Origin of the sequence: Blastococcus sp. CT_GayMR16 (assembly GCF_004570875.1) — a bacterium.
Lineage (GTDB): Bacteria > Actinomycetota > Actinomycetes > Mycobacteriales > Geodermatophilaceae > Blastococcus_B.
Window position 1 is genome coordinate 74944 of sequence record NZ_SPQK01000016.1, and the last position, 12454, is coordinate 87397.

The 12454-nt window shown below is 73.6% G+C and carries 9 protein-coding genes and 1 riboswitch; of the genes, 7 read left to right on the top strand and 2 right to left on the bottom strand.

The features are described from left to right. The first annotated feature begins 161 nt into the window (after positions 1 to 161). The 7 genes from E4P38_RS16485 (at position 162) to E4P38_RS16510 (ending at position 9712) form a co-directional block, all read left to right on the top strand. Positions 162 to 1376: an MFS transporter gene (locus tag E4P38_RS16485; protein ID WP_135133032.1), complete on the top strand. Its 1215-nt coding sequence runs from the start codon at positions 162 to 164 to the stop codon at positions 1374 to 1376. Continuing rightward, entirely contained in the window at positions 1373 to 1525 is a 153-nt protein-coding gene (locus E4P38_RS22980) for a hypothetical protein (protein ID WP_167760597.1), read from the top strand. Before E4P38_RS16485 ends, E4P38_RS22980 begins: the two co-directional genes overlap by 4 nt. Next, positions 1522 to 1704 (top strand): rhodanese-like domain-containing protein, encoded by a 183-nt coding sequence (locus tag E4P38_RS16490; RefSeq protein ID WP_135133033.1) that lies wholly within the window; start codon positions 1522 to 1524, stop codon positions 1702 to 1704. The genes E4P38_RS22980 and E4P38_RS16490 overlap by 4 nt, the downstream gene beginning before the upstream one ends. A 202-nt stretch (positions 1705 to 1906) precedes the next feature. Then, on the top strand, positions 1907 to 4429 hold the full coding sequence (locus tag E4P38_RS16495) for a right-handed parallel beta-helix repeat-containing protein (RefSeq protein WP_135133034.1): 2523 nt from the start codon (positions 1907 to 1909) through the stop codon (positions 4427 to 4429). A 30-nt stretch (positions 4430 to 4459) separates the two neighbouring features. Next, positions 4460 to 5128 carry an acVLRF1 family peptidyl-tRNA hydrolase gene (locus E4P38_RS16500; RefSeq protein WP_135133035.1) on the top strand — a complete coding sequence of 223 codons (669 nt, stop codon included), beginning with the start codon at positions 4460 to 4462 and terminating at the stop codon, positions 5126 to 5128. Positions 5129 to 5140: 12 nt separating this feature from the next. Beyond that, complete coding sequence (locus E4P38_RS16505; protein ID WP_245161081.1) at positions 5141 to 7207, top strand: AAA family ATPase; 2067 nt, start codon at positions 5141 to 5143, stop codon at positions 7205 to 7207. Positions 7208 to 7324: 117 nt separating this feature from the next. Beyond that, positions 7325 to 9712, top strand: coding sequence for a transglycosylase domain-containing protein (locus E4P38_RS16510; protein ID WP_135133036.1), 2388 nt, complete (start codon positions 7325 to 7327; stop codon positions 9710 to 9712). Here the strand turns inward: E4P38_RS16510 and E4P38_RS16515 are convergent. Together E4P38_RS16515 and E4P38_RS16520 are read right to left on the bottom strand one after the other, a co-directional pair. After that, positions 9650 to 10489, bottom strand: a complete 840-nt coding sequence (locus E4P38_RS16515; protein WP_245161082.1) for a YhjD/YihY/BrkB family envelope integrity protein — start codon at positions 10487 to 10489, stop codon at positions 9650 to 9652. The two genes, E4P38_RS16510 and E4P38_RS16515, sit on opposite strands and share 63 nt — an antisense overlap. Positions 10490 to 10539: 50 nt before the next feature. After that, the gene (locus E4P38_RS16520) at positions 10540 to 12102 is read right to left on the bottom strand and encodes an NAD(P)/FAD-dependent oxidoreductase (protein WP_135133038.1); all 1563 of its coding nucleotides are present in this window, start codon (positions 12100 to 12102) and stop codon (positions 10540 to 10542) included. A gap of 190 nt (positions 12103 to 12292) precedes the next feature. After that, positions 12293 to 12442, top strand: a riboswitch (cyclic di-AMP (ydaO/yuaA leader). The last annotated feature ends 12 nt before the right edge of the window (positions 12443 to 12454 follow it).

Below are 12454 nucleotides of genomic sequence, written 5' to 3' on the forward strand. Positions count from 1 at the left end.
GCACGCTCGGAGCGGTGCCCTGGACGGGCCGTACCGGGGCCCGGAACCGAAAGGTTCCGGGCCTCGTTCGTTCGTCCGGGCCGTCTCGCCCCGGGGCGGGCGCAGCGTCGGTCGGTTAGCGTGGCGATGCCCCTCAGCAGCAGACGGAGGCTTCCCCGCTCGTGGCAAATCCCTACCTGCAGGTGCTGCGCACCCCGCACGCCCTGCCGATGGTGCTGGCCGCGTTCATCGGACGGCTGCCGCTGTCGATGGTGGGTCTCGGCTGCGTGCTCCTCGTGGCATCGGAGACCGGCTCCTACGGCCTGGGTGGAGCCGTCGCCGCCGCCGGTGCGGTGACCACGGCCCTGGCCGGCCCGGTGATCGGCCGGCTGGCCGACAGCCGCGGCCAGCGCCGGGTCCTGCTGCCGGTGCTGCTGATCTTCGTGGTCTCCGGCGTGGCCTTCCTCTTCGCCGTGAAGCACGACTGGCCGCTGTGGACGGTGTTCCTCGCCGCGGGGGTGTCCGGCGCCTGCATCCCGCCGGTCTCCTCGATGATCCGGGTGCGCTGGACGCACCTGCTGCGGGGCAGCCGCAAGCTGCCGACCGCACTGGCGATGGAGTCGGTCGTCGACGAGTTCGTGTTCATCGTCGGACCCGTCCTCGTCACCTTTCTATCCACCACCGGCCACGCGACCTCGGGGGTCGTCACGGCCTTCACCCTCGCGACCGTCGGAAGCCTGCTCTTCGCCGCCCAGCACCGGACCGAGCCGCCGCCCGGTGGGCACGAGAGCCGCAACGGCCCCTCGGCGATGCGCACCTGCGGGCTGAGGATCCTCTTCGTGGTCGGCGCCTCGATCGGGGCGATCCTCGGCACGCTGGAGATCGCGCTCGTCGCCTTCGCCGACCAGGTGGGCGCCAAGTCGCTGTCCGGCGTCCTCATCGCGGGCCTGGCGGTCGGCTCGATGGCCAGCGGTATCGGCTGGGGGACCGTGCACTGGCGGATGCCGCTGCGTCACCGGCTCGCCGGGGTCCTGGTCCTGCTGACCGTCTGCAGCGTCCCGCTCCTGCTGGTGCACGACATCTGGGTGATGTTCCCGTTCGTCGTCCTCGCCGGCGTCGCGGTCTCGCCGTCCCTGATCAGCTCCTTCACCCTCGCCGAGGTGCTCGTGCCGCGGGCCGCGGTGACCGAGGCGTTCACCTGGATCGGGACGGCCCTGGGCCTCGGGGTGGCCATCGGCGCCTCGGTGGCCGGCAAGGTGGTCGACGTGCACGGAGCGAACGCCGCCTTCCTGGTCGCGACGGTCGCCGCGGCGGTCGCGGCGATCGCGGTGGGACTGGGCCAGCGGCTGCTGCACGTGCCGGCCGAGCACGCGACGGAACCGGCGCTGGCACGGTGACCGCCGTGGAGCCGCCGCCCGGCGCGAGCACGATCGAGGAGTTGCTGGCTCAGGTGCGCAGCCGGGACGGCGACGTGCCGGGGGCGGTGCTCGTCGACCGCAACGTGCTCTCGGCCCACCGGCCAGCCCGTGGCGGATCCCCGAGGTGACCGGCTACGACCTCGAGGTGATCGTGCTGTGCAACCAGGGATACAGCTCCAGCCTGGTCGCCGACACCCTGCGCACCCTGGGTCTGCACCGTGCCGTCGACGTCATCGGCGGCTTCGAGGCGTGGGTGGCACTGGGCCTGCCGACCACCGGGATCCGGCGGTCGCACCCCGCCGCCTGAGCCCGCCCGCGCCGCCCTGCGGGCCGTTCGCAGCCGTCACAGTGGCCTCAGGGGGTTGCGCACGTCACGTAGGGTCTGGCCCTGCCCGGAAGTCGCCCGGGTCACAAGGTCCCAGCTTCCCCCGCGGATCACGGCTCCCACGTCTGGATCTCGTCGTATGTCCACGCCTTCTTCCGCTCTTCCGCGATGGCGTCGTGCCGTCGTGCTGCTCGCCGCCGCCACGGTGGGGCCGCTCGGCCTGATGTCCGCGCCCGCGCAGGCGGCGGATCTGTCCGCGAGTGACGCCTTCTCCCGCACGCAGAGCGGTGGCTGGGGGCAGGCCGACACCGGCGGCGCCTGGTCGGTCAGCCCCGGTTCCCAGTTCGGGGTCGCGGCCGGCGCCGGCACGGTCTCGCTCACGACCGACGGTCAGACGCGGCAGGCGACCCTTCCCGGCACCGGCACGAACACCGACCTGACGACGACCCTCTCCGCGAGCCGGACGCCGACCGGCAGCGGCCTCTACGTCTCGGTGATCGGCCGGCGCGTGGCGAACGTCGGTCAGTACCAGGCGAAGGTCCGCCTGCTCGCCGGCGGGGCGGTGGCGGTGTCCCTGGGCCGCACCACCGCCGGGTGGGCCGAGTCCGCGCTCACCGGCGAGACCGTGGTGCCCGGCGTCCAGGCCGCCGAAGCCCGACAGATCCGGGTGCGCGTCCAGGTCACCGGCACGTCACCCACCACCCTGCGGGCCAAGGTCTGGCAGGCCACCGCGGCCGAGCCCGCAGCCTGGAACACGACCGTGACGGACGCGACTGCCGGCTGGCAGGCCGCCGGGGGCGTGGGGCTGTTCAGCTACCTGTCGCGCAGCTCGGCGCCGCTCACCCTCCGGGTGGACGAGCTGGCCGCGGGACCGGTCACCGGAGGCCTCGCCGCGCCCCAGCCCCCTGCGTCCCAGCCCCCTGCGCCGCAGGCACCTGCTCCGCAGGCCCCGGCTCCGCAGGCCCCGGCTCCGGAGCCCCCGGCCGCACCCGCGACCCCCGTCTCCTCGAACCGCTCGACCGGCGCAGCCGGATCGGCGACGGTCGGCAGCACCTCCTACGCCGTGCCGGCCGGGGCGTTCCACGTCTCTCCGTCCGGCAACGACTCGGCGTCCGGGAGCGCGTCCGCGCCCTGGCGCACCCTGGCCCGGGCGGTCGCTGCCGCCCCGGCCGGGTCCACCGTCGTCCTCCGGGGCGGCACGTACCACGAGAGCGTGACCGTCCCGACGGGGAAGCGGCTGACGATCCAGGCCTACCCGCGCGAGGCGGTCTGGCTCGACGGCAGCCGCGACGTGACCGGCTGGGCGGCCGACGGATCCGCCTGGCGGGCGAACGGCTGGACCGCCGAGTTCGACCACAGCCCCACGTACACCAAGGGGGCGCCCGACGGCACGGCCGCCAACTGGGGGTTCATCAACGCCGCCTACCCCATGGCCTCCTACCCCGATCAGCTCTGGATCGACGGCGCCGCGCAGCGCCAGGTGGGCTCACGCAACGCCGTCGTCCCGGGGACCTTCTTCGTGGACACCGCGGGTGACCGCCTCTACCTCGGCACGAACCCGTCCGGCCGCAACGTCCGGGCCAGCGACCTGAGCATCGGCCTCACCGTCCGGGGCGCCGGGAGCGTCGTCCGCGGGATCGGCGTCCAGCGCTACGCGACCCCCGTTCCCGACAAGGGCGCGGTGCGCCTGTCCGCGCCGGACGTCACGGTCGAGAACGTCGTGATCCGCGACAACGCCACCCAGGCCGTCCTGGTCGGCGGCGTGAACGAGGGCGTGCGCAACACCCTGCGCAACGTCACGATCGAGCGGAACGGGATGCTCGGCATCGAGGCGCCCTACGCCGACGGCCTCGTCCTCGACGCCGTGCGGGTCGTCGGCAACAACACCGAGCACTTCAACATGGCGCCGGTGGCGGGCGGGGTGAAGATCGGCCGGTCCCGGAACATCACCGTCACCGACAGCGTCTTCGCGGACAACCTCGGCACGGGGCTCTGGTTCGACGAGTCGGTCTACAACGTGACCGCCACGGGCAACGACATCCTCCGCAACGCGGGGAACGGCCTCTCGTTCGAGATCTCCAGCAAGGGCCTGATCGCCGACAACATCGTCGCCGGCAACGGCCAGGTGGGGTTGAAGATCAACAACGCCTCGAGCATGGACATCTGGAACAACACCGTGGTCGACAACGGCGGCCGCCCGATGTGGGTCGTGCAGGACCGGCGCCTGGCCAGCAACCTCTCGACGCCGGGCCACGACCCCCGCCAGAACCTGCCGGACCCGAGTGTCACCTGGCTGCTGGGCCCGGTGACGATCAGGAACAACGTCATCGGTGGCGGGGTGTCGTCCAACTGCCTGCTGTGCGTCCAGGACTCCGAGCTGTTCCGCAAGGCCACCGACATGGGGATCACGGCGAACGGGAACGCCTATCACCGCACGTCGGCGGGCAGCCCCCGGCTGATGGTCCACTGGCCGGTCGGCGCCCGGGACCCGAAGGTGTACGAGACCATCGGCGCCTTCCGCTCGGCCACGGGCCAGGAGGCGAACGGCGCCGAGTACACCGGTGCCCCGATCGTCGACGGCAGCTACCGGCTCACCTCGGCGGTGGCGGGCTCGGCCGTCGCGATCGCGCAGCCCGTGCCGGCGGCGATCGCCTCCCGCATGGGCTTCGCCTCCGGTGAGGAGCGGCTCGGCGCCCGGACGGGCTGACTCCCTGGCGCGGCCTGTCATGCTCGCCGCGTGTCCCGACCCCGCCCTGCCGCCGGTGGCGGGCGGCGGTTGGGCGTGGCGCCCGAACGGCTCGGGAAGTGGCTGGACGGGGTCGCCGACCGGCACGGCGCCTTCGTCGACGTCCGTCTGGCCGACGGCACGCTGCACGTGGTCTGCGCGGACACGACGAGCGTGAGCCTGCGGGCTCCGTTCGACTGGACGCCGGGTCCCGCGCTGCTGACGTCGTTCACAGCTGCCGCCCGGGAGCCCCACCGCGCCGCGGTCCTGCTCGTCCGCCGGGGGAGATGGGCGGTCGGGGTGTTCGACGGCGCCGGCCTCGTCGTGTCGAAGGTCGATGCCCGGCAGGTCCAGGGGCGGACGGCGGCCGGGGGCTGGTCGCAGCAGCGGTTCGCCCGGCGGCGCGGGCATCAGACCGACGCCGTCGTGGAGCACGCCGTCGAGACGGCCGTGCGGGTGCTGCTGCCGCACGCGGGCTCGGTGACCGGACTGTTCACCGGCGGCGACCGCGGACTCGTCGACGAGGTGCTCGCCGACCGCCGGCTCGCGCCGCTGGCCGCGCTGCGCCGGGAACCGCTCCTCGACGTGGGCGAGCCGACCAAGGCCGTACTGCTGGAGACGCCCACGCAGTTCCGCGCCGTCGACGTGACGATCGTGGAACCCGGCGACCGCCCGGCGTAACGTCCATCGACCGTGTCTTCCTCAGCCGCCCTTCCCCCCGAGACCCGAGTCCCCGATCCCGTTCTCTCCGCCGAGCGCGCCCACCTCGCCCGCGCGGCCGACTGCCTGACCGAGATGCGCACCGCGGCGTCCGCGGTCGTCGACGCCGGTGTCGACGCGTGGGCCTCCGAACGGCTGGGCGCCGCCCGCGCCGAACGGTTGCGCCACCTCGCTGCCGACCCCGGCGTCCCCGCGTTCTTCGGGCGTACCGACACCCTGCCCCTCGACGGCGTCGCCGAGACCTTCCACATCGGCCGCAGGCACGTCCGCGACGCCGCCGGCGACCCGGTGGTCATCGACTGGCGGGCGCCGATGAGCCGGCCGTTCTACCAGGCCAGCGCGCTCGACCCGCAGGGTCTGGTGCGCCGCCGCCGCTTCGGGTTCGCCGCCGGCGAGCTCACCGGCTACGAGGACGAGCCGCTCGTGGCCGGCTCTCGCGATGACGACGAGCAGGAGAGCCGGTTCCTGCGCGAGGAGATCGAGCGCCCCCGCAGCGGGCCCATGCGCGACATCGTCGCCACCATCCAGCCCGATCAGGACGACATCGTGCGGGCTCCGCTGGCCGAGTCGATCTGCGTGCAGGGCGCACCGGGCACCGGCAAGACGGCCGTCGGCCTGCACCGGGCGGCCTATCTCCTCTACACGCACGGCGGGCAGCTGTCCCGGTCCGGCGTCCTCGTGGTCGGCCCGAACCGGGCGTTCCTCCGCTACATCGAGGAGGTCCTGCCCACGCTCGGTGAGGTCGAGGTCGACCAGACGACGGTCGCGGGGCTGACCGCCCGCGTGCCGGTCCGCGCGATGGACCGCCCCGAGGTCGCCGTCCTCAAGGGCGACGCCCGGATGGCCGAGGTGCTGCGGCGGGCGCTGTGGGGGGAGATCGCCAAGCCTGCGGACTCGATCCAGGTACCGCTCGCGGGCAGGAAGTACCGGGTTCCGGTCGAGCGGCTCAAGCGCTACGTGGACGACGTCCGGCGGCGGGGCCGCGCCGACGACGACCAGCAGTTGCTGCACTACGCCGCGGGCCGCGAACGGCTGGCGATGCTGGTCGGGGAGGACGCCCGCCGGCAGAAGGAGGAGGCCGGGGGCAGCCCGAGCGACGCCGAGACCCGCAAGGCGGCCCGGAGCGCCGAGGCCCGCGCCTTCTGCGACGAGGTGTGGCCGGCCCGCGAGGCCGCCGGCCTGGTGCACGACCTCTGGAGCGATGCGGCTCGGCTGGCCCGCGCGGCCCGGGGAGTGCTGACCGATGACGAGCAGGAACTGCTGCGCTGGCCGGTCGCGCCGCGGTCGGTGCGTACTGCGCCCTGGACCGACGCCGACGCCGTCCTGGTCGATGAGGTGACCGGCCTGCTGGACCGCACCCCGGGCTACGGGCACGTCGTGCTCGACGAGGCCCAGGACCTCTCGCCGATGCAGTGCCGGGCCGTGGCCCGCCGGCTGGCGGCCGGGTCGCTGACCGTGCTGGGCGATCTCGCACAGGCGACGAGCCCGTGGTCGCCGTCGGACTGGCAGGAGACCCTGGCCGGACTCGGGCGGCCCGACACCGTCGTCCGTCCGCTCACCCGTGGCTACCGCGTGCCGGGGGAGGTGCTGGACTTCGCGAACCGGTTGCTCCCGCTGATCGCCCCCGGCCTGGCGGCAGCCACTGCGGTGCGCTCCGAGCCCGGCGCCCTGAGCGTGCGGTCGGTGGCGACTCTGGGACAGCCGCTGGTAGACGTGGTGACGGAACTGTGGGCGGTCCCCGGCTCCATCGGCATCGTGTGCGCCGACGCCGCCGTTCCCGAGGTGACCGGCCTGCTCGCGGCCGCGGGGATCGCCGCCGCGGCGCTCACCGACGACGGCGCGGAGGCCGCGGCGGTCGCCGTCGTCCCCGCCACTCTGGCCAAGGGGCTGGAGTTCGACGCGGTCGTGGTGGTGGACCCGGCGGCGATCGTGGCCGCCGAGCCGCGCGGGCTGCACCGGCTCTACGTCGTCCTCACCCGGGCCGTGAGCACCCTCGTCGTCCTGCACCGTGGAGACCTTCCGGCACCCCTGACGCTCTGACCTCGGGCTTCACTGCAGCCCGTTGCGTTGCGTCACGGGGCGGCTACGGACGGCGCGGGGGATTGTGACCCTCCGCGTTCTCTGTTGAGGTGATCCCCGATTCGGAGGGGAGGGCCCATGAGTTCGCTCGCGCGCAGCGTCCGCACGCTGTTCCTGCTGGCCCTCAGCATCGTGCTCTCCGGTGCCCTGCTCGCCGGGCTGCTCCTCCCCTGGGTCGGCGGGCCCGCCCTCGTCGCGCAGCAGTCGACCAGCCTGCTCGGTGACCCCCCGCTCGAGCTGACCGAGGACCCGCCGCCGGGCAACACGACGATGCTGGCCGCGAACGGCGAGGTGATCACCTCCTTCTATCAGGAGAACCGCGCCCCGGTCGCCAGCGAGCAGATCGCCGAGGTCATGAAGCAGGCGATGGTGGCCATCGAGGACGCCCGCTTCTACGAGCACGCCGGGCTCGACGTGCAGGGCACGCTGCGGGCAGTGGTCACCAACCTGGCCGCCGGCGGGGTGCAGGAAGGCGGCTCGACGCTCACCCAGCAGCTGGTCAAGCAGATCCTGCTGCAGACCGCGGACACCCCGGAGGAGCGGGTCGCCGCCGTCGAGCAGACGCTGGGCCGGAAGCTGCGCGAGGCGCGCCTGGCCCTCGCGCTCGAGGAGACCTACAGCAAGGACGAGCTGCTCACCCGCTACCTGAACATCGTCTACTACGGGCAGAACGCCTACGGGGTGCAGCCGGCGTCCCGAGCGTTCTTCGGGGTGGACGCCTCGGGCCTCAGCCTGACCCAGGCGGCCTTGCTGGCCGGCCTCGTGCAGAGCCCGTCGGAGGACGACCCGTTCACCGACCCCGAGGGCGCGACGATCCGGCGCAACCAGGTGCTCACGCGCATGGCGACGCAGGGCTACATCACGCCGGAGGCGAGGGACGCCGCGATCGCCGCGCCGCTGGGTCTCGCGCCCGGCCCCGCCCCGCGCCGCGGCTGCGTCGAGGCGAGCGTGGGTCCCTACGTCTGCGACTTCGTGCAGCGCTACCTGATCCAGACGCTCTCCCTGACGCAGGAGCAGCTCGAGCACGGCGGCTACACGATCCAGACGACGCTGGACCCCGAGCTGCAGCGCTCCGGCGACGCCGCCGTCCTGAACACCCTTCCCGTCGAGGACGAGCGGGCCGCCACGTTCTCCGCCGTCGAGCCGGGCACCGGTCATCTGCTCGCGCTGAGCGTCAACCGGATCTTCGGGTACGACCTGAGCGACGAGCGGCAGGAGTCCTTCAACCTCAACGTCGCCGCCAGCCGGGGCTCGGGCTCCACCTACAAGGTGTTCGTGGCCGCCGCCGCACTGGCCCGTGGTTTCTCGACGCAGTACACGCTCAACGCCCCCAGCCCGTACACCTCCCGCGTCTACCGGGAGGCCGGGGCTCCGTACCGGGTCGAGAACGCCGGCCGGTACCGGGCCTCGCTGGACCTGACGACGGCGCTCTACCAGTCGTCGAACACCTATTTCGTGGCGCTGGAGGACGCCCTCGGCAGCGTCGAGGAGCCGGTGCGCATGGCCGAGGCCATGGGGCTGTTCCAGTTCGACCAGACGGGACTGGCGCAGCAGATCATCGACGACAACCGCGGGTCCTTCACCCTCGGGCCGGATGCGACCAGCCCGCTCGCGCTGGCGAGCGCGTACTCCACGCTCGCCGCCGGCGGCATGCAGTGCGACGTCACCCCCGTGACCGCAGTGCTCGACCAGCACGGCGACCCGCTCACCGACAGCGGCGGCGCTCCGCTCGTGAAGGACGACCGGTGCACGCCCGAGGCCATCCCCGCCGGGGTCGCGAACACCCTCAACCAGATGCTGCGCAAGGACGTCGAGCCCGGGAACCCCGGCCAGACCGCGCCGGCCGCCTACGTCCGTGGACACCAGATCGCCGGCAAGACCGGCACGGCCCAGGGCAACGTCTCGGTGGCCTTCGTCGGCTACACCCCGGAGATCACCGCCAGCGCGATGGTCTTCAATCCCAAGCGGAACCAGAACGTCGGTGGCTTCGGCGGCGGCAAGGGCGCCGCCATCTGGCACGACGCGATGGCCCCGATCCTGGAGGCGCGGGGGAGCGGTGAGTTCCCGCCGGCCGATCCGGTCGTCGTCAACGGCAACACCCGGCCCGTCCCGGGCTGCGAGACGGTGAGTCAGTGCCGCAGCGTGCTGGGCGCGGCCGGGTTCCAGACCAGCGTCGTGCGCGTCGACAGCGACCAGGCCGACGGCGACCTCGTCGGCACCAGCCCGCCCCGCGGCAGCCGCGCGGTGCCGGGTCAGCTCGTGTCCATCCTGGTCAGCAACGGCGCGAACTACACCGAGCCGACCCCGGTGCCGGTGCCGACGCCCGGGCCACTTCCTCCGCCCACCCCGCCGGTGGACCCGCCCGCGTCGCCCGGCGTGCCCGACCTGCCCGGCGTCCCGGACCTACCGCCTGGAGGACCCCGCCCGCCGGGTCTCCCGGACTGGGTCCCCTGGCCGCCCACCTGACCTCCGGGCGAGCAGGTCGTCGAGCGCCTGGGTGAGCAGCCAGCCACCGATGACCACCAGGTGCAGGAGGAAGAGCCAGAACCCGACGGCGACGACGCCACCCACGACGGTGAGGCCACCGAACGGTGCGCCGAGGTCCAGCGGCAGCGAGAGAAAGAGCACGAAGCCCTGCAGGAAGCCCGACAGGCAGGCGGCCGTGAACGGTGCCCCGGCGGCGAGCGCCCGCCACCGCACCCGGCCCGACCCGACCACGCGGAAACCCCACGCGAGCGGGATCGTCAGGGCGGCGAGGACGGCGTAGAAGCCGATGGCGAGCCGGCCGAGGGTGGCTCCCGTGCCGCCGGTCTCGGCGAGGTCGGCCATCACCGGGACGGTGAGCAGCAACGGATAGAGCAGCACCGGTGTGAGGAGGAGGACGGGCAGGGCGGTCAGCCGGCCGCGCCAGCCGGTCAGGCCCTCGCGCCGCCGGCTGAAGCGGAGCAGGGCCCGCCGCAGGCCTTCGCCGTAGAGCGACATCGGCAGCAGGGCCAGCAGGCCCTCGAGCGGTGTCAGCCCGACCCCTGCCTCCACGAGCCGGGCGACAGCCGCCGGGGCGCCCAGCTCGGACGGGAGGAGCTCGCCCAGCCGGCTGGCGAGCTCCTCCACCCGCGCCGGCGAGGTGAGCCGTGCGGTGAGCCCGAAGGCGAGCACCAGCAGCGGAACGACGGCGATGCCCGCGTAGAAGGTCAGGCCCGCCGCGATCAGGGCGAGGTCCCGCCCCTCCAGCCGACGCCGCACGCCGGCCAGCAGGTCCCCGACGGCGGATCCCTGCGACTGCGCGGGAGCGGTCAGCGCGGGTCCAGCAGATGGGAGGCGGCCGCGTACCCGCCCAGACCGCTGACGGCGCCGCCGCGGACGGTCCCGCCGGAGGAGGCGGCCACGATCCGCGGGTGGTCGGTCACGACCCCCCAGCTACCCACCTCCTCGGCCGTCGATGCCATGGGCCAGGCCAGATCGCCGTGGAAGATGTGCCCGCCCGGCATGGCCAGCGCCGCCTCGACATCCAGGGGTGAGGCGGCCTGGAGGCAGGGGTCGCCGGCGGCGTCGCGCGCCAGGCAGTCCAGCAGCGGCTCCTCCAGGTGGGCGTCGAGCTGGGCCACTACGCGGCGGACCGCCTCCCGCCGGGTGCCGACCGGGTCGTCGCGGTAGAGCTCGGCGGGAGTGTGCAGGCCGAAGAGGGTCAGCGTGTGGTGCCCGGTCGCCCGCTCGACGGGCCCGAGGATCGCCGGATCGCTCAGCGAGTGGCAGTACACCTCGAACGGGATGACGTCGGGCAGCTGCCCGGCCGCGGCCTGGGCGAAGGCGGCGTCGATCGCCGCCGCCGACTCGTCCACGTGGAAGGTGCCGGCGAACGCGGTCGACGGGTCCGCGCCCGACCGCAGCCGCGGCAGCCGGGCGAGCACCATGTTGACCTTCAGCTGCGACCCGGAGGGCCGTGGACCGGCGTCCCCACCGGTCAGCCCGGCCAGCACGCTCGGCGCAGCGCCGCAGACGACGTGACCGGCATCGACGGCCCGCTCTGCACCGTCCTCGTCGGTCCAGTGCACGGTGACGCCGTCCGCGCGCGGGTCGAGGGCGGTCACCGTGGCGCGGGTGACCAGCTCCGCCCCACCCCGCCGGGCGGCCGCGGCCATGGCGCCGGTGACCGCACCCATGCCGCCGACGGGCACCCGCCAGCGGCCGGTGCCGTTGCCGATCAGGTGGTAGAGGAAGCAGCGCCCGGCGAGCCCGTCGGCCGCATGGACGTCGGCGAAGGTGCCGATCAGGCCGTCGGTGAGCGCGATGCCGCGTACGTCGTCGTCGGTGAGGTGGTCGGCCACGACGTCGGCGAGCGGCCGGTCCCGCAGGTCGTGCCAGAGCTCGGGGTCCCGCAGCCGCCCGGTCAGGTCGTTCGCGCTCAGGAGTGGCTCGGTGAGCGTGGGCGCCAGATCTTCGGCCAGCGTCGCCAGCCGGCCGTAGAAGCGCTGCCAGCCGGCGAACTCGTCGTCGGCACCGGTGAGCTGCCGGAAGGACGTGGCGGTGGCCGGCCCCTCGTCGCGCTCGACCAGCAGACCGGTCGACCGTCCGGCCCGCGTCGTCGCGGTGTAGGACGCGACTGCCCGCTCGATCAGCCGGATCTCCAGGCCGAGGTCGTCGACGATGCGGTCGGGCAGCAGGCTGACCAAGTAGGAGTACGCGGACAGCCGGACGTCGACGCCGTCGAAGACCTGCTGGCTGACCGCGGCGCCCCCGACCTGGGCGGCTCGTTCGAGGACCAGGACGGATCGCCCGGCGCGACCGAGATAGGCCGCGGCCACCAGGCCGTTGTGGCCGCCGCCGACCACCACCACGTCGTACCTGCTGCTCGTCACCGGCGGACGGTATCCGGGGGGTCCGCGAGGGTGGCCGCCTGGGTTCGCGGTATCAGCCCCCTCCGACAAGACGGGGCTGGTGTGACGGAAAAATCCGACAAATAACATCTCTGTCATTGTCACGGCCGGGTAACAGCCCTTACGGTCTGTGTGTCCGTCGGGGCGGTGAGTCACTATCGAAGTGACGACCCGGGGGACGCCGTCGAGCCGGTCATGGCGACCGGATCGGGGACCCACAGGCAGCACTGGGGTGTAGCGCGGACGACAACCAGCCGTCGCGCAGGGCGATCTCCCGCCCGAACCCGTCAGCTAACCCGGTAGGCGGCTTCTGGATGAGAAACGGAGCCGCTGC

What these genes read in the sequence shown, in the direction of transcription:
- E4P38_RS16510 (WP_135133036.1), top strand. Translation starts at nt 7,325, where the DNA reads ATGAGTTCGCTCGCGCGCAGCGTCCGCACGCTGTTCCTGCTGGCCCTC.